This is a genomic window from Winslowiella arboricola, assembly GCF_025527015.1.
Taxonomy (GTDB): Bacteria; Pseudomonadota; Gammaproteobacteria; order Enterobacterales; family Enterobacteriaceae; genus Erwinia; species Erwinia arboricola.
In genome coordinates, this window is the sequence record NZ_JAODIM010000035.1 from 85145 (window position 1) to 108500 (window position 23356).

Below are 23356 nucleotides of genomic sequence, written 5' to 3' on the forward strand. Positions count from 1 at the left end.
GTAGATCAACTTACATTCTTAAGATAATTAATTTAATTCATATAAAGGAACGTTTATGCGTATCAAACTAGCTGTAGCCTTGTTTATTGTTTCATTGAGTGCTCAAGCATTTAAACCGCCATCTTTAGTACCTGATAGGGATATAGCATTACTGAAAGAGGGGTGTAAGATTAAAAACGATAATCCTTCAATGTCAAATGAATCATTGAAAAATAGTATCATGTCTATGGAAGTTGGCATTAGTGAAAAGCAAGCAGAAAGGGTAGTAAACATGCTAAGTCTTTTACCGGAAATTTCGAAACCTGGTTTTAATTGCGACGAGGTAGATATTATCTATAATAATAAAAATCTCAAGTAAAATAAACCTCGCTTTTCTTGACAAATTTTTAATTGAATATATAAAGAGATGAAGCGAGGAAGTAATTTATGAAGATGATGTATGTTTTTCCTATTGTGTTAGCAAGTTACGTATTATTTCAACAACCATCGGAAGCAAAAACATTAGATAGTGATAACGTTGTCCAAGAAAGACTAATTTCAGAGGCAATAAAATACAGATTGAAGTACGAATCACTATCGACAAATAGCAGCTCATTTAAAAATAAAAGAATCAACGATGCTTTTGTTGAAAGTGTATATTATAACAATCATGTTGAATACCAAAAATCCATGATAAAGCTTTACAAATATCTTAATGCTAAAGATGAACTTGAATTGTATTTGCAAAAATATAACAGTCAGACCCGCAATGACAAGTGTCCAAATTCAGACCTTATACACAAATGCAACTATACATTATATAGAACAACAGAAATGGCTAAAGCAGCGAAGATGATACAGGATGGATATACTTATGAATATATCAATGAAACCCTCTTCGATAAGAACTATGATGTAAAAAGCCTCAAGCTATTAAAAAAAATGATCATCGAAAAAGGCATTAATTAAAATTGGTCTAATAACCCAGTCTTTTAAGATCGCTTTCAATATCTTTTACTTGTTTAGATATTCTAATGTTAAATTGATAGGTAATTTCCTTATCTGTCATATTTTCAGTGTTTTTTCCGAAAAAATGATTTAGCACATATTCTTTTTGATCGATGTCGTATTTATCAAAATTTGGAATGTAGGTTGTCTCTAAACGATTATGTTTTACTTGGAAAAAAGAGCGAACGAATGATTTAAGTTCGATTTGCACATTAAATCGTGAACACAATTTACTGACAAAATGGTCTAATTCATGAAGAATTTTTTCATCCGTTATAATAGTGGAAAATGAGGATTTTCTGTGGAGAAATGTTTTACCGGCCTTTTTGAGCAATGTTGCAAAGGCTTGAAGGTAAGGAATGCTCAGTAGCCATTTTATGACTGCAGTCATGAGGTAGTCTTTCTTCCTTTCTGGTTCCAATGCTGTTAGTACACTGCTGACAGGCGCATATGCTTCGCAGGTTTCACCTATCTCAACTCTATGTTCGTGCTGTGGAGGACGTGCAACAACTTCTGACTCTGAAGTAGTCAGTAATGACGGCGTAGTATCTTTCCTGGCTTCTGCTCCTGAATCAACCGTCTCATTACTTCTCATAGACGGAGCTTTCAAAGCAAAGAGCAGGAGATTGTCACGTTCAGGTGTGTAGCGGAGCTTCTCTTGCAGAGTCGCCCATGAGTAAGCTTTACCTAACTGGGAGGCTTTGAAAGCGATTCCAGCATACTCAAATGAGAAACCATTCATGCGGCCTGAAGAAGCAATATTAGGTACTGGCGTTATACCGTTCTCTCGGAGCGCTTCAACGAAGCTCGAGATATTACTGGGACTCGTTAAAATCTCGTCGATAGTGTTCTGCAGGAATGTCTTCGGAGCCAAAACCTGCTCGCGATTCTCCTTCTGTTGTTCGTTGCGAGACAACTTCTTGCGATTGCTTGCATGGCAAGGCCTATGCGAAGGAGAAAAACCTTTTGTCCGTGTCAGACCATAATCGATTTCAAGCTCCTGAATGATCCTTCCGCTAACAAGGTTTTCATTCCTCCCCAAGTAGAGCTTACCTCCACTGATTACATCGACTCGACTGGCAATGATATGTATATGCTGACCGGTCTCATCGTCATGCATGACATAACAGCGTAAATGAGTATCACTGAACCCCATGCGAGTCATGTAATCGTCGGCAATCTTCACCCACTGTTCGTTAGGAACAGAATCTCCTTTTGGTAAACGAAGCGAGTTATGCCATACAGGTTTCATAACGTCTGGGCGAAGTGAAGCAGAAGCAGTAAACTCAGCGATTAGCCCTCTTGCTGAATGTTCAAGCATGTTACTGCTTATAACAACAGGATCGGTTCTATGGTGTGCGCCTGTCTTTAAAGCGTAGAGAACCACCCCTGCAAAGTTCTTACCTCGCTTGATCCTCTGCATGCCTTTCATGAGGAAGGAACACTCCATATTTCAGTAGATAGCAGACGTGAGCGAAGATCGCTGATTTGGCGTTTCACGACAAATAGCTCTGTATTAGTCAAAGGGTTGCATGACTGCTTAGCATTCAGGTGATTCAGGATTCCATTGAGCCTTTGATTTATCTCACCGAAAATCGTCCAGGCGCTTCGGTTGATTTCAGGTATGACAGCAGGTTGGTTTTTCATGAAGCACATGCGAAGCCATTCGCCTTTTGCAAATTGCTTGCGCTCTTCATTAAGCTTTAAAAGTTCGGCGTTGTTAAGCCTGACGCTGACGCAATAAATGCGTAACTTTTCTAAGGGAAAGGGGGGAAACGTAGTATTCATTGAAGCTCCTTTTCTATTATTTTAATATGTGCATATTCCTTATGCTCATATCCTTTATATCCAATAGCTGGACTCTGTCAACATCCTGGATTGACTTTCCTTTTTACAAACCGAAGGGAAGAAAAAAGCAAGGCTACTCAGCTTCGCTGAGTTAGACCTTGCTTTTTAAACAAATCATTTTGCAGAAGCGACAGAAACCCTAAATCCACGCTGCTTTAAGTTGGAATGTGCGTTGATTAAATTAACTTTACTAAAAAAAGGTAAGTCGGTTAAGAAAGTTGCATTATCACAACCAAGAATTAATAACACCACTTCATAATCACTACTTTTAAAATTATTGAGAGGAATCAAGTCAACATTTCTAGTTCCGCAATGCTTCTTGAGTACCCTTCTAGCTGCTTTTCGAAACTCAGCGTCACGTAAAATTAGCTCAGAAGCTACATTAGCCTGCGAAAACAAATGGCTCAAACCTGATGAGCCACCTTTCCTATGTTTTGCATGAATTAAAGTTTTGTTTGATACATCTGCTAAGTCGCATAATTCAATTGAAGTCGTTGCCCTACTACTTTTAACCAATTTCTTATCAAGAAGAATATAACCTTGAGTATTACTAATACGTAAATTATAATCACCTTCAGACTCTAACTTTTCTTTATTCGTAGCTTTGTCAATAACTCTTTCTAAATCAGGGAAGGTTTTACTATGTACAGGTATGGTTTTTAGTTCTCTTTCCACATAATCAAAAAACTTTTTCTCGATCTCAAACCATTGCCCTAAAAATAACATATAGTTTTTGTTGTTATAATTAACCTCCAAACTAAGACATTTGTACATTGAATAGCTTTTTGCTTCAGACCCTTGATTATTAAATGCAAAAAGCTTATCTCTTTTTAATTTTTCTATATCAAAATTGGAGTATTCAATCGAATTGAAATACAATGCTTTATCTATATTATAAGCTATTGACTGCTTGTTTCTGGTAAAGCTAAAATACTCAATATCTTCTTCGTTCATAATTTCCGGCACAACAATGTTAATGTCGTCAAAGATTTTAGATTTTATAGTTTTAATCAACAGATCATCTAAACTATTGATAGTACCTGATAGGACAACTTTTTTTAGATTATCAACCCAAGAAAATTGTTTTAAATACTCATCATTCCCATAACGATCCAAACATTCATTAAGATAACCCACTAATTCTTTGGGCTCCAATTCTACTTTAACTTGTAATGAATTGTCACCACCACAAATATTTTTAAAAGGCACTCCATCCAAAGGAAAACCTGTAACTGATCTTAGAATATCTTTTGATACATCTACACCAAACATGGATATTTCAGTACCCAGCGAAGCTTGTGTCTTTTTCTGAACAGGTGAGTCGTCAATAGTAAAAGTATCTACACTCCTTAATGAATCATGTTTTAACATATTAAGTGCAGTTTTAATTCCAAAATCTGCTACAAAATAAGACTGTTCTAGTAAACTCCGACCATAACCGAAGGTAACTGCAAAGATCCTTGATTTAGATTTAATCATAATAACGGCGGAACTTGATTTAGTTATGATATCATCTATTTTATTTCCAGTGAAACTTTCAAAAAACTCTTTCCATTTAGGCGTATTCTCCTTAACTTCTTTAATAAAGCAAGAACCTACTACGCCATCAATGCCATCTATTTTGTAGGCTTTACAATTCTTTGAAACGAAAAAGTCAAAGTCTTTAGATGAATATAAATCATCGGCTAAAAAAATATTTAAAGGCATAATTTTTTTGGACATAAAACTCTCTTCTATAAATAGTTAAGTTTAATATTTAACTTAAAATCAAGATAAACATCTTTAATATGCCCTAGTGTATAATGAAAAATACTGCCCGGAATTACTTTTTATTATTAAATTTTTTATTTTTTAAAATACATCAAGAAATATCTATATCTACGTCAAACCATATTAAAATTATTTCGTTTACGGAATCACATAATGAAGTCACGATATCATTCATTCTTTCAACATCCACTTCATCTTCAAGAGTCATTCCAAAAAATGAAGAAATAGCCAAAAGATCAAGTCTATAAGCCATCCTTTTTTCTTCCTTGATCGAACTTAGAACACCGTAATTTTTCCGCTTTTCATAAAATTTCTCTATTATTTCTTTTGCATTTGAGTTAAATTTAAGGTCATTCATAAATAAAGCACCATACAGTTTTTTCTTATTTAGCGCTTCGAAAATTTCTTTTTCCTTAAAAGGATTCTCCTTAAGATATGAATAAAAATCCCTTTCTTTATTCATACAATTTGTTAATTTTGAGTTTACTAATGCAAGTTTAAAATTATATAATCCTATGAAGAATACAAATACAGGTATAAATACCAATGATTGCTTGAGAATAGATAGAGGTGTAGAAAATAAACTTATAGAATATTTAAAGCAAGATTCAGAAAAACAGAAAATTAAGTGATTACTGCTGTAAATATCAAAAAATAAAATCAATGAAATCAATATCATTGAAATAAAAATAACAACTGTAATACTTAATGTCATTATCGATAAAATAAGCATGATCCTATATTCATTTTTCATTTTTTTTGGGGCTTATTGATTTAAGTCTTTTTTTAAATTCTTCTGATTCTTTCGGGTATAGTTTTTTTAATATACTTAACCTAAACAAAACTTGAAAGTATCGACTTTTATATCTTTCTGAATCACCTATAGCATTAAAATCCTTAGATAGATTTGAGATAACCCTATTTATCCGAATAATTTCCTTATGGTCAGGTAATGGGTCGCAATGCCTTTTTAACATTCCCCTAAAAAGTGGATAATCAGAGCATTTTACTCTTTTAAGCTTAGTGATCTTTCCTCTTACAGAGAAATAAAAGCTATGAAAACTTTTTTTCATCCGTTCATTATCTTTGCCGTACCCTGTTTTCACCACTCGATGAACTTGGTCTTTAATTTTTAATCTTTCTACTTTAGGGAACTTTGGCTTATCACCCTCAACACTTAAACTATGTACTTTAAATTGCTGAGGCGAACATGAAGATATTGAAGTGGTTTTTTCTTTATTAATTGAAAGGCTTTTTTGAGTTATAAACTGACTAATATACGACTCAATGTATTTCCAGCTACCTTCTTTTGTTGGGCGAGATATCGTGATATCGTCAATTAACCGAGTATAACGAAAACCTTGCTTACGTAGGTGCTGTACTTTTTTTGGCTCAGTATCAAAAAAGTACAAGTTAGCTAAATATGTGCTAGTCGGTGCTCCTTGCGGTACATAACCATTAAAAGTTGTTAGCTTAGTTAATATATTTGAAACTTCTTCAGAACACTTTAATAATTTATTGAAGATATTGTAAACATATTCTTCCCTCATAGTAGGAAAAAAATTCTCTATATCTATCTTAATCAAAACCTTAGCTTTGCAATGTTGCTCTGCACACAATATGTAATCCCGTGGGTTTTCTATATCAGGAATGGATCCAAAAAGATAATCAGGATAGTTTATTTGAGTGAAGATTTTTTGATTAATTTTACGAAGTAATGATTTAAGCATTTTATTGGGTGCATAAACGATCCTCTCCCCTCCATTCTTTTTCTTAATTGGAGGTTTTACATAGTAAGAACTTTCAGCACCATTAATGATCAAATCTTCAAATTTCTGAGTATCTTTGATACCAAGAAGATTTATAAGACTTTGAACGTTTTGAATAGGCGTAAACGTTTCTTTGAATGAGAATGAACTAGCCATATAATCCTTCTTAGATAAAAGTTAGCGTCCTCGCGGCCAGAAAGGGTAGTCGAATCCGAAGGAAGCAACGCAAAAGTATAAAATCCACCCAATCTTCACTAACTTTTTCCAACTGTGTACTGTACTCCGTGGTCTAGCTTTCGCATGGCTCGCCAGAGTGCACCCAGAAAGACCTTACGGTCGTCCCGAACTTAAAGGACATGCTTTTTGCTACACGCTTCCTTGTTCATCAAGTGAGTTGTTCATCCCACGCTATTTTTTTACCAGAAAGCAGATTAATCTTAAAGAAAAATTTTACAATTTACTAATCTTGATGTTTTGGGGTATTGGAAAGCCCTAAGAAGGCAGTATCGAGTGGAAAATAAAACTTAGCGGGTAGCTATATGGGTATAAACTTTAAAAAACCGTTATAAAATATAGTTAATTCATTGTATTAACTAAAAAATTTCATATAAATCAACATTCAGATTCAGAATATCGAATAAAGATTTACTGACTGTCAGCAAACAGCCCGCCTCACAGCGGGCTTTTTTATGCGTATTAGCTTTCAGGAAAGCATATAAAGATACGCGTTTAACTTGTCCCCATACCTGCTTGATGTGAAAAGCGATATTACTGTGTGATAACGCATAACTGGCGAGTGTTCGTCAGCCCAGTAAGTTCAACCAGTTTGCCAATGTTTACAACAGGCTGCACAAACAGTGCGTCCAGAGTCTGATTAGCTGAGCCGGAGAGGCGACCTAACGCAGGTAACAATGCTTTATGTTCTTCATTCAGGGTTTGGGCAGTATTAACCGCTTGTGTAGCCGTATCAGCGACAGCATCGACAAAAAACAGTAATCACTGTTCCCAGTCTCCCGAGATTCTGGTTTTCTGCAAACGCTCATAATAAATATGGCGGTATTTTTTAAAGAAAACAGACAGATAATGCAAAGGCTGTCGCAACATTTTTGCTTCAACGAGTATCAAAGGTATCAATAATCGCCCGATTGGCGTCATTGATGCTTTTTTGCAGTCTGGTGTCGATTTGTAAAGATGGCGAAGGAGGCAAGGGGCGAGGCACAAACGCCTTGCAGCCGACCCCGCCTGCAATGCTCGGTACAAAATGACCTGTAAGGGATGTACGGAACGATCTAACTGTCCGTTAAAGGTTTGCTTACTTTCGTACACGTTATCGGCATGGCGTGCGCAATCGTTCGGTTTCGGATGCAGAAACGACACAGCATCGTCAATTCAAGCAGTTGCTAAACACCGATGCTTAAAAAACAGCCCTGGCGTAGGATATTTTCCCTTTTACACGCGCCCCCCCTGTAAGTCCGCGATGCATAATTCATCCTCCGCTAAGTTAAAATTAAACTGATGCTTATTTTAACTTAACGACTAACTTAAAATAAGCACGTTTCTTCTTTTAAGTTAGTTTAATTGCCTGATCAGCCAGACACGACAGCCCAATCCAAAACTAAAATGCCCGTTGTCATATCAGCCCTGAGCACTAGCGTTGAGGCGGCTGCAAGGCGCCTATGACAGCATTGAAGCCCCCCTGACTTACATAAAAAAGCCGGGATCCCTGACCTGACCCCGGCTTAAACTCCGTAAAATAATTAACTAAAAACGCTACTCTTTTTCGCCAAAGCCACTGGCAAAAGCAGTTTTCAGCTCATCCATTAATTGATGCTCATCCTGGCCATCGCAAATCAGGTCGATCATCGCATTTCCTTTCACTCCAGCACCTAAAATGCTCATCATCCCTTTAATCTGAATTTCCTTGCCGTTGTTAATCAGAATCAGCGATGAATCATACTTCTTTACTATCTTTGCTAAAGAGGCAGCTGGCCGGGCGTGTAACCCCGTACTGTTCATGACTTTTACACTTTGCCTGATCATATCGTTATCAGCCTTTAGAGTGAATATCAGGATGCCTGACGAATATATTGGTGGTCTTTATTCATCATCAGAATTTTGCCATACACATCATCTTCCACTGCGCTTTTGGCGCTCGCCATTACCCGCGCCAGATTGGCTTCGTTGTTATTTTTAACATAAGCCTTACCTACTGAAGTGATAAACGCTTTGCGCAGATCGCTGGCAATATTCACTTTCACCACATTGTAATTAACGAAGCTGCGCAGCGTTTCTTCATCTATCCCGGAACCGCCGTGGATCACCAGCGGCACCGGTGAGATCCCGGCAATACGCTTTAGTAGTGGAATATCAATACGCGGGATATCTTCCAGGCCATGAACATTGCCCACTGAGACCGCAAGCATATCGCAGCCAGTTCTTTCAACAAATGCTTTCACTTTTTCCGGTTCGGTTTTGCAATCCGCTTCACTGACATGATCGTCTTCTTTACCAAGAATAGCGCCCAGTTCCGCTTCAACCGGCACGCCAAATGATTTACAAAAATCAACGGCCTCACGGGTAAAGGCAATATTCTCTTCAAAAGAAAATTCAGCGCCATCAATCATTACCGAGGTAAACCCGGCGCGTACGGCCTGTTTTACATCATCCAGCGATTTGCCATGATCAAGATGCAAACTCACTGGCACATCCATTTTATCGGCATGACGTTTGACGATTTCGTAAATATAATCGTAGCCAGATAATAACGCGTTGGTTGGCGCAATCTGAATAAAATTAGGCAACCCGGAACGTTCAATAGCGTTCAGAATAGAAATAGTCGTTTCAAGATTAGTCGTATTAAAAGCACCGGCCAGTACACGTTTTTCACGAATACGGTCGAGCAGGATTTTTCCATTAACTAAAGGCATGGTGTTTTCCTCTGTCATTATAACAAAAAGATAAATGATGATTGTTTTCCGCGCTGGACCCTCGGTTAACGGGAGCAGTCGGCCAATTTTTCAGATAGAAATAAATTCAGGTTAATTAATCCGCATTAAAAAACGCTTTATTGATTACGCCTTCTTGCTGAAGTTTGAAATGGTAAAATTCACGCCAGCGCCTCTGATAACTCAACAATCGCTGATATCGTCGTGCATCGGGCATATAACGCGCGGCGACCGTGACTTCTGGCGGGGTTAAAGTCGGACAGGCGGTGATCAGTGCCCCCACGGAAACGGCTTCATCAAAAGCAATGGCCTCAACCGGACACTGCAAAATATCCGCCTTCAGCTGCAACCAGAGCGGATTGCTGGTTGCCGGACCAATCACCTTCAGCGTTTGTCCCTGCGGGACCGAAAAACAGGCAAAGCAGTTAGCAAACTCCATTGCCAGCCCCAGAGAAATGCTGGCGATCAGCATATCAATCGGCAGGCCGTCGCCCAGACCATACAGCAGCCCGCGAGTGTGGCGGTTTTTGTGTGGCGAACCGGAACCACGCAGATGGGGAATAAACAGCGGAACCTCATCCAGCGGCCAGATATCATCCAGATAATGTTGATAGCCAAGCGTCAGCGCCGTTGCAATCTCTTCCGGGCTATAGCGAAAAGTGTTACTTACCCACTCCAGCGCGAACCCACCCACCGGCAGCGAGGCGAACAGAGTATAGAGTTGTGGTAACGAGTAACGCCCATTCGCCAGCTTGTCGCGTCGCGCCTGCGCATTCAGCGTTGGCTGGGCATTCAGCAGCAAAATGCCCTCCGTGGTTCCCGTTGAGTTCAGTACTTCTCCCGGCATCATTTGCAGCGCGCGTGCGCCTACCATATGGTCATGGCCAGCCAGGGTTACGCTGACAGGCACGGAGAAACCCAGGCTGTCGCTTAACTCTGCGGTAACCCAGCCGGCAATCTCACCCGGCGTCAGCAGCGGAGCAAAAGCAGTAAATGGCAGTTGCAGGATGCTGGCAGCTTCACGCGACCAGCTGCCCTGCGTGACATCAAGGCACAGCGTACGGCTGGCCAGCGTGGTATCGGTACGTCTCTGTCCGGTCAGGCGCCACAACAGCACTTCAGGAGCGTGCAGCCAGCAGATATCGTCGCGTCCATGCAAATGGCAGTGATCCAGCAACCAGCGAATTTTAAACGCCGAGTAGTTACTGTGCGGCGGTAAGCCGGTGATCGCATACAACCTTTCATTTTCCGCTTCACTTAACGTGGCGAGATACTCTTCGCCACGACGATCGTACCAGGCCAGCATCGGCGTCAGGATTTCTCCTTTTTCGTCAATAAACACCCCAGACTCACCAAAGCTGGCAATACTGACGTGTGCTACCGGCAGCGTAGATTCCGCTGCCAGGCTGGACATCGCCGCCACAACCTCCTGCCAGAGCAGGTCGATGTCAAAATCGACCGTCCCTTGTGCCGATATCAGTTTAGGAGTAACGAATTTTCTGCTCCCCAGCTGTGTGGCATCCTGGCAGGAAAAACAGGTGACTTTACAATTGGTGGTGCCGATATCAATGACGATAGCCGCGCTGAAATCAGGCATAAACAGTACTCCGGGTCAGACGGAAAACGCCATACAGCACCAGACCTATCACCGGTACTAAGCCAATGGCAATGACGTTGCCGTTAAAGATCTCAAGCAGCCAGTAGCGGAACGGATTGCCGCCATCAAGGAAGCTGGAAACCTGTCCACTGGAGCCTTCAGCAAATTTAAAGTTGACGTCTTTCGCCATACCGGTAACAAACGGCGCAATTTTGGTCGCAATCCACAGGTCAGCAACGATCACCGGAATGGCGGCCAGCACGGTACGGAAGATATTGCCACGGCTGGCCAGCGCAATCATCGACGCCATCACGGCCAGGTTCGCCAGGTCACCCAGCGGCAGCACCTGATTGCCTGGCAGAATAAAGGCGATAAATACGGAAATTGGTGTCAGTATCAGCGCGGTAGAGATAATGGCCGGGTTACCCACTGCCACCGCAATATCCAGACCGATATAGAGATCGTCGCGCCCAGGATATTTGGTGTTAAGGTACTTCTTAATGGCTTCGGATAGCGGCAATAACCCTTCCATCAGGATGCGTACCATGCGTGGTAAAATAAACATCACACCGCCAATACTGATCCCCAGTAGCAGAATATGTTTGAAGTCATAGCCAGCGATAATCCCCAGCAATACGCCAAGAATAGTGCCAACCATCATTGGCTCCCCAAAAATGCCGAGTTTTTTCTGCACGTTTTCCGGATCAATATGAATACGATTAATGCCGGGGATTTTATCGATGATTTTGTCTACCAGTAATCCGACCGGGAAAAACACCACCGCCGAGAGAGTGGGCAGTGAAATACCCTCCAGACCAAAATATTTCTGCACCATCGGCGCTGACCAGTCTGCCAGTTTCAGCACCACCACCGCCGCAATACCGGCTGCCAGCAATCCGAACAGGAAGCTGCCTGTGCTGTAGTAAACCAGCGTACCGGCAAGGGCAAAGTGCCAGTAGTTCCACATATCCACGTCAACCGTACGCGTCTTGTTTAATGCCAGTAACGCCACATTAATCAGGATGGTCAGCGGGATTACAAAAGGCGCAATCGGCGAACCCCAGGTGATGGCGGAAAGCGGTGGCCAGCCAAGATCCACCACCGGCAGATTGATTCCGGTACGTTCAACCATCGCCTGCGCGGCTGGGCCGACGTTGCTGGTAAGAATGTCGAAAATGGCATAGATACCGACAAAGCCGATACCCACCGTCAGGGACGATCGTAGTGCTTTTGCCGGTTTTACTTTAAAGAACAGAGCAAGGATAAACAGTACCAGTGGCAATAGTACCGTTGGGCCAAAACCCAAAATATATTGCACCACTGAATAGAGGGTATGAGCTATCTCATTCATGGCAAACCCCTGTTGCGGGCGTAACGAGACCTCGCGTTAGCGCCTGAATAAATTAATCGGAAAGGTTAAATTATCTAAAACAGTTTAAACGAGTTATTATTGTCCCTTCAGGATCGAGACTATTTTTTCCAGTACTTTATCCTCACCAACACCGGTAATAATTGGCAGAGCATTTACCACCGGAATATCCAGTTCATACGGAACCTTCGTGGTGGAGACCACTAAAGTCGCGCCATCAGTATTTCCCGGCAGAGAGGCGACATTCGTTTGAGAATAATTAACGTTAAGACCATGCTCCTTGCAATATTCCATTACTTTTTCGGCCACAGCTGTAGAAGTGGCAACCCCGGTGGCACATACAAATAAAATAGTCTGGCTCATACTTCACCTCTTTCGGTCATTTTGTCTGATATAGCGTGATAAATAGCTTTATCACTCATGGTGAGCAATTCCTGCATAAAATCGCTATCCTGAATCAGTTCCATTATCCAGCCCAGCGCATTAAGTTGTTTGTTGCTTTCACTCAGCGCCAGCAGGAAAACCACACGTACCGGCACCGGATCTGGCTCACCAGCCATATCGGCGAAACTCACCGGCGCAGGCAGGATGCCCAGTCCGAATGCGTTGTGATGCACATGACGATGATCGGTATGCGGGATAGCCACGCCAACAGGCTCGGTTGGCAAGCCGGTAGGAAATGTCTCTTCCCGGGCAAGCACATAGTCAGCAAAATCCTCGACAACCTGCCCGTCAGCAATAAGCGGCCGCGCCAGCTGGCGAACCAGTGCCTCAACAGTTAGCCCTGCGGGTAAATGCTGGACATAATCGGGTTTAAACTCAATCCCCTGCATAAATCGCCTCACTAAAAATGGATGAGTCAGATGGAAATAAAAACATCAGCTGATCTCCCTGCGCTGCAGGATGGTGCCCAGATAATATTTATTCCCTTTCAGCCAGACATTGCCAAATTCCACTGGCAATTCACGGGAGAAAAATACCAGCTGCTCCAGATGCAACACCGGGGCGTCTTCACTGATATCCAGAAAATGACCGCGCTCGTTACCGATCAAACGGGCAGCGTAGCGGCTTTCGGAATAACGTATTTTTTGCTGAGACAGACGCTCAATGGTGGGAAACAGATTTTCCTTATTAAAGTCCACCTCAGCAATCCCCGGGCAAAGTTCTATATTGATGCGATTTTCAATCAGCATCACTTTTTCACCGCCAATTGAGCGCAGACGTTCAAGATAAAGAATGTCCTGCCCCGGCTCAATCTGCAGCTTTTCAGCAACAAAACGATTGGCTGCTTCAATCCGCGCCGTCACCACGCTGGTATTGAAGTGAATCTTCTGGCTCTCAAGTGATTCTGCAAACGACAGCAGTCCTTCGCCCAGTGGATAGGCAATATTCTCCTTTTTGACAAAAGTGCCCTTCCCCTGTACCTGGACCAGCACGCCCTCTTTAACCAGCTGAGCCACCGCTTTCTTCACCGTTCCACGGCTGACTTCCAGCATATCCATAATCTGGAATTCAGAGGGAATGCGGTCATCCTCTACCAGTTCCCCGGTGTAGATACTCTCTCTTATCCACTCAGCTACCTGCTGGTAGAGAGGGATATGGGAATTCTTACTTAATGATTTCATGGCGCGCACCTGAACATCCTGGGTTGTCTATAGACAATCATGTACAACTTGCAGATATAGTATGCAAAAGCGGGAAGCAGGTGATTGAGAAGGGTCACACTTTGAGGTACCGGATCGGGATCAGAAAAAAGTGATTTTTGTCACATTAAATTATCCCGCCTGTAACGACAAAACCTGCGTTAAGCGGGCCTCGTCAGCGATGGCAGGGCAGAGGGAGACTTTTGTTAACCGAGGCTGTTCAGATAAAAAGAGTAACTTTTCGATAACGTGACGAACATAATGTCGTCTTTGATACCGTACTTCTTCTTTAAAAAATGCTTGGTGTTGGTGACCGTTTTCTGGTGAATCTCAAGAAAGCCCGACATCATTGCGACGCTCCAGTTCTTGTAATATAAGAACAGGAACAGCATCTCCGTTTTAGAGAGCGTGACTTCATGTAAAGAGAGCAGTGTTCTTTTAACCAGTGCAGATAAAAACTGGCAGATAGCACTTAATGCCGTATTCAGGCTTATCAGAATAATTCTGCTACCAATATTGATGGGTTTATGAGATTGGTGGGTGAAAATCACAATGATGCCATCTTTATCTGCCAGAGACTGACTGACAACATTTTCCAGCGAATCATAATACTGATCGGTGAAGTAAATGCTGTCTTTCACACTGAGCTTCTTTTTATTATAAGTTAATGATGCAAAAAGAGAAGTGATAGATAACTTTAGCAAATTGTCATTCGAGTAAATGCGATACATTCCCATGCCCCAAAAAATTAATCTTATTTTCCCTAATTATTAACATGCCTGACAGGGATATAGATTTTACCATTAATAACAACTGCGCCATTTTCTATTAACTTTTTTATATGCAAGACACTGACTCCCTGAATCCGTGCATACAGAGCTACATCACCTTTATATTTTTTTTAATATAAAAATTCAAATCACAAATGGTGAAAATCATCGACTGTTAACTCCGCATCTCTTTGTTTCTTCTTTTAAAAACAACCTTTCTTTCTGCGGTGGTTCTTAAGTGTTTAAACAGACAGTAAAGAACGAGAAAAAACATGACAATGACTAATGAAAACAACATTGATGGTTGCATTTTGATTTACCCTGGAGCGATTTCTGAAAGAAAAATATATTTAATACGCTAATAGTTATCAAGCCCCAGCGAAAGCAATTAATGTAAAAAACATTGTAAATAGGAATAACCTTATTCGTTATATCAATAAAACTTTACAATAATGCATAACACAGTGAAAAGAGAAAAAATAAAAACCATATTAATCATATAATAAATAATTCACCCTTTTCTTTTTGTGCATGAAATGATTAGATTTTTTATATATATCTTTAGCGTAATTATTATTTCTATATATACACAAAATTAATCAATAACAGGATAACAAGTAAAAAAAACGCTATCTGCCTTCTGTATAAAGTACCAGTCTATTTAATAAAAAAAGCACAAACTAACGGTGAGTGATGATAACTGCCAAATATTATTTGGGTAAAATATAAGATTTTCAGATAACAAGACTAATATAGACAGATTAATGTAAAGAGGGTGTGTACCAATAAATCATCGTTCAAGTGAGTCATGCATTGCAATGGGGCTTTGTCTGAACTTCAGTGCGTAACGACGCTAAACAGTGCTTATCAGCAGATTCACTCACCTTTTCGGCTGAAACCTGCAGGCGACAAAACCAGCATGAATGATGGCTTCTGTATCGGGTTATCGGCCCCCTGACGCAGAACTTTAGTGAATTTTTTATTTTTTTGTTCTGTGGCAGCAAACGGCTAAATCAGCCATTGCCGTTTCCTTATCTGCACTTCAATGCTTAAATCGCTTATCAGTGTTTTTCAGGAGGTAACATGCTGCCATCACGAACTATCAGCCAGACCATCCCCCGTAACTGGCTGGATCTCTATGAAACAATCTGGAAACCCGAGTTCTTTACTAAATGGGCATCAGGACTCAGCCATGCTCCGCTGATGGCCGAAGGGAATTACTGGAAAGCGAAAGGGCCGGACGGCGCAATAAAAATCCGCTTCACTGAGCATAATGCGCTGGGTGTCATGGATCACTATGTCGACACCGGTTTTGGTAAAGAGGTCTATGTGCCAATGCGGGTGATTGCCAATCAGGAAGGAGCAGAGGTGCTAATCACCCTGTTTCGCCAGCCACTGATGTCAGATGAGAAGTTTGCCCATGACATTGAATGGGTGACGCGCGATTTACAGACACTGCATGCATTGATGACATCCTGAAAACTTCATCACTATCAGCACGTTTTTTTTCGGCTATTTTCCGCGCCATACGGCCCCTTCCAGGCCCTGCCACTCCGCCAGGGCCATTTTTAATTTGAGTTATATTCACCGCCTGAAGATTTAATACCATAACCCCCTCTCTTTCATGATTATCAATAATCCATTTAGCTAAATGAAAATCACGCGATTTATACAGTATCTCTTAAGCATAAAAAATGGCATTCGTCTTAATGCAACCCACAAAGAAAATAACATTATTATTTCAAAACAATAACTTAAACCAACCGCAGTGTAATGAGCAGCTTTTAAGATTAAATCTTCTGGTAAGCAATCCTGTGCGGCACAATTAATCGTAAATAAACACCCATTAAAACCTTTCATTGATCGGCCCTGACAATAAAAATATCAGAGTTTTCTTATGGTGTTTATTTATTTAAAAGGATGTATAACTCATTTGCACACAGCAATTACCTAAAAATATAAATTCCAGGAAACATCAAAATGGAAAAAACATCTTTGCAGCAGTTTTCTGAGGAAGAATTTATTGAGCTGGCTGAAAAAATTCTCCTTGCACAATTCCCGACAACTGATGAACTGCTCAATGCAGCTATGCAGTTCGTATTAGTTTCCGGGCATCCTGCTGGTACCGATCTTATATGCTATCCGGAAGAATTTAATATCAACGGACCGAAAAGCATGGTGGATGTCATCAAGCTTTGGCGGGTAAATCATGGACTACCGGGCTTCAGAATAGATAGCATTTCTATTGCATCCTGATGGCTACATTTTAATTCTCAGCACCAGGGAATTATCCTGGCCATTATATAATTATAAATTTTACCACATAGCAAAAGAGTGGCAATCACACTCCTGCACTATGGCGCCAGCCATTAGGAGCGATATATGAATTTAAAAGAAAGAACATTTAATGGTGCAAAATGGTCGGCACTGTCGTCGATCACAACTATCGGTATTGGACTTTTGCAACTGACATTACTGGCAAGATTACTTGAACCAAAAGAGTTTGGTTTACTGACGATTGCAATGGTTATATTAATTCTGGTTGATACATTTTCTGATTTTGGATTATCAAACTCAATCATTCAGCGCAAGAATATTTCTGAGACAGAGCTTTCCACACTTTACTGGATCAATGTAGTTATTGGGGTTGGCGTTTTTGCTATTTTATTCTTTGGCAGCCATTTTTTTAGCCAGATCCTGCATCAGCCTGAGCTGGAAATAATTATTGAAACGCTATCAGTCGCCTTTATTATCATGCCGCAAGGGCAGCAATTCCGTGCTTTATTGCAAAAAGAGCTCGAGTTTACCCAAATCAGTGTTACAGAAATGACCGGTGCGCTGGTCGGTTTTGTTGTCACCCTGGCCTGCGCCTGGTTTAAGCCAGTTGCGCTCTGCGCTATCTGGGGTTTTCTCGCTGCCGTTTCCGTCCGTATGCTGATGTTTTGCTGGTTCGGCCGCGAGATTTATCAGCCAAAAGCGGTGTTCCAGCTTGATGGTGTGAAATCCAATCTGCGTTACGGTATTTTTTTAACCACAGACAATCTGTTCAACCAGCTTAGTATGAACATCCCCACCATGATTTTATCTCGTGTGCTGGGCGCCGTGATGACCGGTGGCTATAACCTGGCCTTTAATATTGCCGTGATGCCACCAGCGAAAATTAATCCGATTATCACCCGGGTACTGTTTCCGGCGTTTGCGAGGATTCAGGATGATCAGCCACGACTGCGCCACAACTTCTACAAAATGCTGTCGATAGTTGGACTGCTTAATTTTGCTGCATTGCTGGGTTTAATGTCAGTTGCTGACAATTTCGTGCTACTTATGTTTGGCGAAAAGTGGCTGTTTATTGCTCCCGTTATGCAGATTTTATGTGCGGTGGGTTTATTGCGGGCAATAAGCAATCCGATTGGCGCTCTGGTAATGGCGACAGCGTTGGTGAATGTGAGCTCGAAATTAAATGCGCTGCGTCTGGTTATCACCGTTCCCGCTATCTGGCTGGGGGTAGTGACTGGCGGCGTTACCGGAGCGGCATTGGCTTTCCTGGCCTTACAGATTCTCTACTTCGTGCTTAATTACTTCTTTCTTATCCGGCCAATACTGGGGAAAAGCGGTAAAGCGTATTTATACAGTTTGTGGATGCCATTCAAACTCTCTTTACCAACCTATGCAATTAGCTATCTGGCAGGATTTGCCTTTGATCAGATGCTCTCAGTCAATGCGCTACTGGCAATACAAGTGTTCAGTGGAGCAGCTGTCTATATTGTAATGGTGCTGCTCAGTAAAGAGCCTGTGATAATCGAAACCCGGGCGATGCTGTTCCGCAAACTTAAAGTAAACCACGATCTTAATAAGGGTAATCAGGCGGTTTGAGCGAACAGCCAGTGAATGAACTCGGTTCACACTGTTAGCGTGTCGGGTAATCGACACGCTATTTTATTTTTTCCAGATAAGTGCAGGTATACCCTGTTTACCGGGCTTCTCTGACGCATCTTTATCTTTACGTCTCAGGCGTAACATCGTAACGATCATTCTTAACTCATCAATTACGGTGTAGAGATCAACGATATCCTGCCTGGTGTGAATTTGCAGACGCGCCAGTGCATTCAGTTTGTGCGCATACACTGTCTTGGCCGTTATCCCCAGGCGATGAGCGACTTGCTCAGCACTGTATGACCATGAAAGCATTAATAATACTTTTAACTGTCTTTCAGGCAACATCACATCAGCACCGCTGTCTTTGGGCAGCTGACTGCGAACCCCCATCAATTCCGCAGTAATAATCCACGACAGTTCTGCCAGTGGCGTCTTCAGAGAGGTCACATTAGTGCCAGGTAAATACTCTTTTAACGCGCTCATTACTGAGTTCAATTTACTGGTAATAACCAGCTGGCGAATATCCGGATAGTGTTGCTGGTGGGTGTAAATGCTGTGAAGAGTACCGGTTAACGCCATATTTTCATGAAAGATGCAGACCACCAATTTGGGACGATGTTTTTTACAATGAAAAGCAATATCATGCATCGCATTCACCTCAAGCACTTTTAAGCTTATCGGCAATTGCTGCAAAAGCTGGCAAAGGCCTGTCGCCGCCAGCACATCAGAGGAAAAGAAGATGATGTCATATTTTTGGTTTTGCATTGCACTGTTAACATCCGTGTATCATCCTGATTAAACTAAAAAAAGAGCAACTTTACTGTCAGCTCATAATGAATCTTATTATTGAAAATATATTAATAATTAGACAATTAACTGTTCCATCATCTTCAGATGATAAATATTGCGATTGTGTGCTATATAATTAACGCGACACTTTTCAACCATATCTAAATGATCAGGTGATTTTTTATAAAATTTTGTCGTCACAGGTAGCGAGTAACTCGATTACGTAATACTCTGCCCTAACCTGCATCCCCCTTCTTCCCGCCATAAGGTGAGAGTAAATAGAAGGGATTAATCACCCTGCTAAAAAAATAACTGATAACCCAGGATATTTAATATATAACGTCTTGTTAAATATGATATACCTGTCCTGATATCATTAATTTATATAATCTGAATTGATTACCCTTAGAAAATCTCAGTCGTCTGAACTGCATAAAACGTTTAGTCTTGCCGGCGATTTTTCAGGAGTTGGCCATGTTACTTACTGTTCTCTATATCATTGGTATTACCGCAGAAGCGATGACAGGTGCGCTTGCGGCAGGTCGTCGTAAGATGGATATGTTTGGTGTCATTATTATCGCTTCGGTTACCGCGATCGGCGGTGGTTCGGTGCGCGATATGCTCCTGGGCCACTACCCACTTGGCTGGGTTAAGCATCCCGAATACATCATGATTGTCGCTGCCGCTGCAGTGGTGACAACCCTGGTGGCGCCACTTATGACCCACTTACGTAAAGTCTTCCTGGTACTTGATGCGCTGGGGCTGGTGGTTTTCTCGATTATCGGCACTAAGGTCGCGCTTGATATGGGCCATGCGTCAATTATCGCCGCCATCAGTGCAGTGATTACCGGTGTGTTTGGTGGCGTGTTGCGCGATATGTTCTGCAACCGTATTCCACTGGTATTTCAGAAAGAGCTTTATGCTGGTATCGCCTTCGCTTCCAGCTGGATTTATATCCTGCTGTTGAAAACCCCGTTGTCCCATGAACTGATCATCACCATTACACTGCTGGTTGGCTTTACAGCCAGATTACTGGCATTACGCTTTAAACTGGGTCTGCCAATTTTCAATTATCCGCATCCTGAGCACTAATCGCCGTTACGCGACTCAGGACATATCCAGTTCATGCTGTAAAAAGGCAATCAGCCGCCTGACATCTTCATCGCGCAGAAAATGCGTAATACGCAGCGCCAGCGCTTCGCCAATACCAGGCAGCGTTTGCCAGCTTTTTTCATTCCGCGCCATTAACTGTTGCCAGCTGTCATCGGTTAACGCATTGAGCGCCGCCGTCGGCACTGGCACCCCCAAAGCCTTTACCCAGCGCTTAAAAGGTTGCTGTCGGGTCAACTGAAAGTGATGCCAGAGCTGCTGCGCTCTTGCTTCAGTAATGCCCGGCACCGTCTCTAACTGCTGCGGACTAAAACTTAGCCAGGCAAACAGATGGCTGAAAGCATCCATCTGTATCAGACGCTGCCAGCTACGGCGCTGGATGCCAGAGATATCCAGTACCTCTTTCTGACTCAGCCAGCTTAGCCGCGCCAGAAACTGCTCACGGCATTCCGTCACGGGATGCAGACAACTGAGAATGTGGTAATCATCTGCCGCAGGTGCCAGCGGCATCTGGCGCTGCTTTACCCGCCAGACAACCTGCTCAAAACGAGGTATCCCTTGTCCGGCCAGACTAATGGCTATTTGATCGCCCGGTACAATATCCGCTTCCTGCCAGCGCCGCAGAGAACCCAGACTTACCCGGCGCACAATTTTATCATCCAGCTGCACCGGTAACAGATTCAGCACCACCGCAATTTTACCGGTGCGACCAATCGGGAAATCGACCGACAGCACTTCAGTAGTAATCACCGGCGGCGTGTATTTCCATGCCGCGACCTCATTACTCTGCCCCGGTAGCCAGTGTTTACCTGCCGAGCGCTGTTCACGCTGCACCACCACGCCGTCGGTAACAAAAGGCAGCGGCTGGCGGAACCAGCTTTCACGCCAGTGCGCTACCTCTTCCACCGTGTTAACGGGCTGCGTCCAGTGTGATTCCGTGCCAAAACCAAAAGCCGTTAATTGACTCAGACGCTGCGCCATCGAAGCCGGACCGTCAGGCCATGCCCAGATAAAAATCCCCAGGGTTTCCAGTAATGACGATGGCCGCTGGCGCATCAATGCCCCGGCAACTTGCGCACGGGCATTTGCACCGCCCATTGTCGCCTGCTGATGACCGGTCATCGGCAAATAGAGCTCGCCCTGTAACACAACCCGCTCACGCTCAGTGGCAATCTGCTGCGGTACCGCCTTAATATGACGCACTTTTTCCAGCCAGGACTCGCCCTGTAAACCACTCCCACGGCTGATAGCATCGGTCAGCTGCCCATGCTGGTAGACCAGCGTCACCGCCACGCCATCGACTTTAGGTTGCAGCCAAAGTGGTGCTTTTCCCTGCATCCAGTTTGCCACCGCCTGCCTGTCGGCCAGCTTTTTTACCCCGGTATGGGCAATCGGATGCAAGTGATCACCCCCGCCTGTTTGCGGCTCCCGCAGCGCGGAAGCGGGGAGGAAACAGCGTTGCCACTGCTGTAACCGCTGATGCAGACTGTCATACAGCGCATCATCAACCGGGCTTTCACCCTGCTGGTAATAAGCCTGGTCCCATTGATTCAGCTGCAATTGTAATTGCGCAATCTCTTCACGGGCGGTTGCCGGCGCCCATACCGGACAGATCGCCTGCCCGCCGCCACAAAACAACCATGTCAATATCACCAGCCAGCGCATCCCTGCCATTTTCGCTCTCCTTGTTAACCTGCGGCCAGTTAACGCAGGTCCGACGGCAAACACCAGCGGCAGGCTGAAAATATGGAAATCAGTATCAGAAGTTTTACTGCAATGATGAAAATGGTGAAAAAATCTGCGTAATCTGTCGGGTAAATAAAGAAAAAGCGCAGCGGAAAGGCGCAAACGCTGCATGGCGGGCGGAAGCTGTGTATACTGTGCAGGAAACAGACTCCGCACTTTAAGACACTTCAAGAATAATCATGGCTCAAGGCACGCTTTTTATTATTTCCGCCCCAAGTGGCGCGGGTAAATCCAGTCTGATTCAGGCACTGTTGAAGACTCAGCCGCTGTACGATACGCAGGTGTCCATTTCGCATACTACGCGTAACGTCCGTCCCGGTGAGAATCACGGTGAGCACTACTATTTCGTTTCCAAACCTGAGTTTGAAACGATGATTCAGGAAGATGCCTTCCTTGAGCATGCTGAAGTTTTTGGCAATTACTACGGCACATCTCGCAAGGCTATTGAGCAAGTGCTCTCTACCGGTGTGGATGTTTTCCTCGATATCGACTGGCAAGGCGCCCAGCAGATTCGCCAGAAAATGCCGCAGGCTCGCAGCATTTTTGTGCTGCCGCCGTCGAAAGATGAACTCGATCGCCGTTTACGCGGTCGTGGGCAGGACAGCGAAGAGGTGATCGCGAAGCGTATGGCGCAAGCCGTCGCAGAAATGAGCCACTACGCCGAGTACGACTATTTAATTGTGAATGATGATTTTGATCTGGCGGTGTCCGATCTGAAACACATTATTCGCGCAGAGCGCCTGCGCATGGGCCGTCAAAAAGCCCGACATGATGCTTTAATCAGCAAACTATTGGCAGACTGAAGACACTTTCAGTATGATGCCGAGTCATTTCGTCACCCGTGGAGTATCACACTTATGGCACGCGTAACCGTACAGGACGCAGTAGAGAAAATTGGCAACCGCTTTGACCTGGTTCTGGTCGCTGCACGTCGCGCACGTCAGATGCAGGTTGGCGGTAAAGATGCACTGGTTCCGGAAGAAAACGATAAATCTACCGTTATCGCTCTTCGTGAAATCGAAGAAGGCCTGATCACTAACCAGATTCTGGATGTGCGTGATCGTCAGGAACAGCAAGAGCAGGAAGCCGCTGAATTACAGGCAGTCACCGCTATCGCTGAAGGTCGTCGTTAATTAG

Annotated in this window: 23 protein-coding genes; 8 read left to right on the plus strand and 15 right to left on the minus strand. The window is 43.1% G+C overall.

Going from position 1 to position 23356, the window contains the following annotated elements:
* Nucleotides 1–55 precede the first annotated feature (55 nt).
* Both N5923_RS03555 and N5923_RS03560 read left to right on the plus strand, forming a co-directional pair.
* Entirely contained in the window at nt 56–358 is a 303-nt protein-coding gene (locus N5923_RS03555) for a hypothetical protein (RefSeq protein ID WP_267142844.1), read from the plus strand.
* Between the two features lie 68 nt (nt 359–426).
* Complete coding sequence (locus N5923_RS03560) at nt 427–948, plus strand: hypothetical protein (RefSeq protein ID WP_267142843.1); 522 nt, start codon at nt 427–429, stop codon at nt 946–948.
* A 7-nt stretch (nt 949–955) separates the two neighbouring features.
* On the opposite strand, the gene N5923_RS03565 is transcribed toward N5923_RS03560, so the two are convergent.
* From N5923_RS03565 to N5923_RS03625, 13 genes are all read right to left on the minus strand, one after another.
* Nucleotides 956–2419 carry a relaxase/mobilization nuclease domain-containing protein gene (locus tag N5923_RS03565; RefSeq protein WP_267142842.1) on the minus strand — a complete coding sequence of 488 codons (1464 nt, stop codon included), beginning with the start codon at nt 2417–2419 and terminating at the stop codon, nt 956–958.
* Nucleotides 2416–2775, minus strand: a complete 360-nt coding sequence (locus N5923_RS03570) for a hypothetical protein (protein WP_267142841.1) — start codon at nt 2773–2775, stop codon at nt 2416–2418. Before N5923_RS03570 ends, N5923_RS03565 begins: the two co-directional genes overlap by 4 nt.
* A gap of 174 nt (nt 2776–2949) precedes the next feature.
* Nucleotides 2950–4557: a TIGR04141 family sporadically distributed protein gene (locus N5923_RS03575; protein WP_267142840.1), complete on the minus strand. Its 1608-nt coding sequence runs from the start codon at nt 4555–4557 to the stop codon at nt 2950–2952.
* Nucleotides 4558–4696: 139 nt separating this feature from the next.
* The gene (locus tag N5923_RS03580; RefSeq protein WP_267142839.1) at nt 4697–5338 is read right to left on the minus strand and encodes a retron Ec48 family effector membrane protein; all 642 of its coding nucleotides are present in this window, start codon (nt 5336–5338) and stop codon (nt 4697–4699) included.
* 10 nt (nt 5339–5348) lie between these two features.
* Nucleotides 5349–6530 carry a reverse transcriptase family protein gene (locus tag N5923_RS03585; protein ID WP_267142838.1) on the minus strand — a complete coding sequence of 394 codons (1182 nt, stop codon included), beginning with the start codon at nt 6528–6530 and terminating at the stop codon, nt 5349–5351.
* A gap of 1614 nt (nt 6531–8144) precedes the next feature.
* Nucleotides 8145–8414, minus strand: coding sequence for an HPr family phosphocarrier protein (locus N5923_RS03590; RefSeq protein ID WP_017801587.1), 270 nt, complete (start codon nt 8412–8414; stop codon nt 8145–8147).
* Nucleotides 8415–8440: 26 nt separating this feature from the next.
* Entirely contained in the window at nt 8441–9301 is an 861-nt protein-coding gene (locus tag N5923_RS03595; RefSeq protein ID WP_267142837.1) for a class II aldolase, read from the minus strand.
* Between the two features lie 115 nt (nt 9302–9416).
* Complete coding sequence (locus tag N5923_RS03600) at nt 9417–10916, minus strand: FGGY-family carbohydrate kinase (protein WP_267142836.1); 1500 nt, start codon at nt 10914–10916, stop codon at nt 9417–9419.
* A complete protein-coding gene (locus N5923_RS03605) occupies nt 10909–12267 on the minus strand; it encodes a PTS galactitol transporter subunit IIC (RefSeq protein ID WP_267142835.1) in 1359 nt (452 codons plus the stop codon). Before N5923_RS03605 ends, N5923_RS03600 begins: the two co-directional genes overlap by 8 nt.
* 96 nt (nt 12268–12363) lie before the next feature.
* On the minus strand, nt 12364–12648 hold the full coding sequence (locus tag N5923_RS03610) for a PTS sugar transporter subunit IIB (RefSeq protein ID WP_267142834.1): 285 nt from the start codon (nt 12646–12648) through the stop codon (nt 12364–12366).
* Nucleotides 12645–13118, minus strand: a complete 474-nt coding sequence (locus N5923_RS03615; protein ID WP_267142833.1) for a PTS sugar transporter subunit IIA — start codon at nt 13116–13118, stop codon at nt 12645–12647. The genes N5923_RS03610 and N5923_RS03615 overlap by 4 nt, the downstream gene beginning before the upstream one ends.
* A 45-nt stretch (nt 13119–13163) precedes the next feature.
* Nucleotides 13164–13910: a GntR family transcriptional regulator gene (locus tag N5923_RS03620; protein ID WP_017801593.1), complete on the minus strand. Its 747-nt coding sequence runs from the start codon at nt 13908–13910 to the stop codon at nt 13164–13166.
* A 224-nt stretch (nt 13911–14134) separates the two neighbouring features.
* Nucleotides 14135–14569 (minus strand): hypothetical protein, encoded by a 435-nt coding sequence (locus N5923_RS03625; protein ID WP_267142832.1) that lies wholly within the window; start codon nt 14567–14569, stop codon nt 14135–14137.
* Nucleotides 14570–15781: 1212 nt separating this feature from the next.
* On the opposite strand from N5923_RS03625, the gene N5923_RS03630 reads away from it, so the two are divergent.
* From N5923_RS03630 to N5923_RS03640, 3 genes are all read left to right on the plus strand, one after another.
* Complete coding sequence (locus N5923_RS03630; RefSeq protein WP_267142831.1) at nt 15782–16177, plus strand: polyketide cyclase; 396 nt, start codon at nt 15782–15784, stop codon at nt 16175–16177.
* A gap of 501 nt (nt 16178–16678) precedes the next feature.
* Nucleotides 16679–16954 carry a bacteriocin immunity protein gene (locus N5923_RS03635; protein WP_267142830.1) on the plus strand — a complete coding sequence of 92 codons (276 nt, stop codon included), beginning with the start codon at nt 16679–16681 and terminating at the stop codon, nt 16952–16954.
* Nucleotides 16955–17080: 126 nt separating this feature from the next.
* Nucleotides 17081–18571, plus strand: coding sequence for an MOP flippase family protein (locus N5923_RS03640; RefSeq protein WP_267142829.1), 1491 nt, complete (start codon nt 17081–17083; stop codon nt 18569–18571).
* 63 nt (nt 18572–18634) lie between these two features.
* Here the strand turns inward: N5923_RS03640 and N5923_RS03645 are convergent, their stop codons facing one another.
* Nucleotides 18635–19339 carry a helix-turn-helix transcriptional regulator gene (locus N5923_RS03645; protein WP_267142828.1) on the minus strand — a complete coding sequence of 235 codons (705 nt, stop codon included), beginning with the start codon at nt 19337–19339 and terminating at the stop codon, nt 18635–18637.
* 498 nt (nt 19340–19837) lie between these two features.
* Here N5923_RS03645 and N5923_RS03650 point away from each other — a divergent pair, with 498 nt between their 5' ends.
* Nucleotides 19838–20455, plus strand: a complete 618-nt coding sequence (locus tag N5923_RS03650; protein ID WP_267142827.1) for a trimeric intracellular cation channel family protein — start codon at nt 19838–19840, stop codon at nt 20453–20455.
* A gap of 15 nt (nt 20456–20470) precedes the next feature.
* Here the strand turns inward: N5923_RS03650 and ligB are convergent, their stop codons facing one another.
* Nucleotides 20471–22147 carry an NAD-dependent DNA ligase LigB gene (ligB, locus tag N5923_RS03655; protein WP_323372722.1) on the minus strand — a complete coding sequence of 559 codons (1677 nt, stop codon included), beginning with the start codon at nt 22145–22147 and terminating at the stop codon, nt 20471–20473.
* 251 nt (nt 22148–22398) lie between these two features.
* Between ligB and gmk the strand changes: the two genes are divergently transcribed.
* Together gmk and rpoZ are read left to right on the plus strand one after the other, a co-directional pair.
* Nucleotides 22399–23022: a guanylate kinase gene (gene gmk / locus N5923_RS03660; RefSeq protein WP_267142826.1), complete on the plus strand. Its 624-nt coding sequence runs from the start codon at nt 22399–22401 to the stop codon at nt 23020–23022.
* Nucleotides 23023–23076: 54 nt separating this feature from the next.
* Nucleotides 23077–23352, plus strand: a complete 276-nt coding sequence (rpoZ, locus tag N5923_RS03665) for a DNA-directed RNA polymerase subunit omega (RefSeq protein ID WP_017801603.1) — start codon at nt 23077–23079, stop codon at nt 23350–23352.
* Nucleotides 23353–23356 lie beyond the last annotated feature (4 nt).

Excerpts from the sequence above, each read along its gene's own strand:
- N5923_RS03555 (WP_267142844.1), top strand. The coding sequence starts at position 56 with ATGCGTATCAAACTAGCTGTAGCCTTGTTTATTGTTTCATTGAGTGCT.
- N5923_RS03560 (WP_267142843.1), top strand. The coding sequence starts at position 427 with ATGAAGATGATGTATGTTTTTCCTATTGTGTTAGCAAGTTACGTATTA.
- N5923_RS03565 (WP_267142842.1), bottom strand. The coding sequence starts at position 2,419 with ATGAAAGGCATGCAGAGGATCAAGCGAGGTAAGAACTTTGCAGGGGTG.
- N5923_RS03570 (WP_267142841.1), bottom strand. The coding sequence starts at position 2,775 with ATGAATACTACGTTTCCCCCCTTTCCCTTAGAAAAGTTACGCATTTAT.
- N5923_RS03575 (WP_267142840.1), bottom strand. The coding sequence starts at position 4,557 with ATGTCCAAAAAAATTATGCCTTTAAATATTTTTTTAGCCGATGATTTA.
- N5923_RS03580 (WP_267142839.1), bottom strand. The coding sequence starts at position 5,338 with ATGCTTATTTTATCGATAATGACATTAAGTATTACAGTTGTTATTTTT.
- N5923_RS03585 (WP_267142838.1), bottom strand. The coding sequence starts at position 6,530 with ATGGCTAGTTCATTCTCATTCAAAGAAACGTTTACGCCTATTCAAAAC.
- N5923_RS03590 (WP_017801587.1), bottom strand. The coding sequence starts at position 8,414 with ATGATCAGGCAAAGTGTAAAAGTCATGAACAGTACGGGGTTACACGCC.
- N5923_RS03595 (WP_267142837.1), bottom strand. The coding sequence starts at position 9,301 with ATGCCTTTAGTTAATGGAAAAATCCTGCTCGACCGTATTCGTGAAAAA.
- N5923_RS03600 (WP_267142836.1), bottom strand. The coding sequence starts at position 10,916 with ATGCCTGATTTCAGCGCGGCTATCGTCATTGATATCGGCACCACCAAT.
- N5923_RS03605 (WP_267142835.1), bottom strand. The coding sequence starts at position 12,267 with ATGAATGAGATAGCTCATACCCTCTATTCAGTGGTGCAATATATTTTG.
- N5923_RS03610 (WP_267142834.1), bottom strand. The coding sequence starts at position 12,648 with ATGAGCCAGACTATTTTATTTGTATGTGCCACCGGGGTTGCCACTTCT.
- N5923_RS03615 (WP_267142833.1), bottom strand. The coding sequence starts at position 13,118 with ATGCAGGGGATTGAGTTTAAACCCGATTATGTCCAGCATTTACCCGCA.
- N5923_RS03620 (WP_017801593.1), bottom strand. The coding sequence starts at position 13,910 with ATGAAATCATTAAGTAAGAATTCCCATATCCCTCTCTACCAGCAGGTA.
- N5923_RS03630 (WP_267142831.1), top strand. The coding sequence starts at position 15,782 with ATGCTGCCATCACGAACTATCAGCCAGACCATCCCCCGTAACTGGCTG.
- N5923_RS03635 (WP_267142830.1), top strand. The coding sequence starts at position 16,679 with ATGGAAAAAACATCTTTGCAGCAGTTTTCTGAGGAAGAATTTATTGAG.
- N5923_RS03640 (WP_267142829.1), top strand. The coding sequence starts at position 17,081 with ATGAATTTAAAAGAAAGAACATTTAATGGTGCAAAATGGTCGGCACTG.
- N5923_RS03645 (WP_267142828.1), bottom strand. The coding sequence starts at position 19,339 with ATGCAAAACCAAAAATATGACATCATCTTCTTTTCCTCTGATGTGCTG.
- N5923_RS03650 (WP_267142827.1), top strand. The coding sequence starts at position 19,838 with ATGTTACTTACTGTTCTCTATATCATTGGTATTACCGCAGAAGCGATG.
- ligB (WP_323372722.1), bottom strand. The coding sequence starts at position 22,147 with ATGGCAGGGATGCGCTGGCTGGTGATATTGACATGGTTGTTTTGTGGC.
- gmk (WP_267142826.1), top strand. The coding sequence starts at position 22,399 with ATGGCTCAAGGCACGCTTTTTATTATTTCCGCCCCAAGTGGCGCGGGT.
- rpoZ (WP_017801603.1), top strand. The coding sequence starts at position 23,077 with ATGGCACGCGTAACCGTACAGGACGCAGTAGAGAAAATTGGCAACCGC.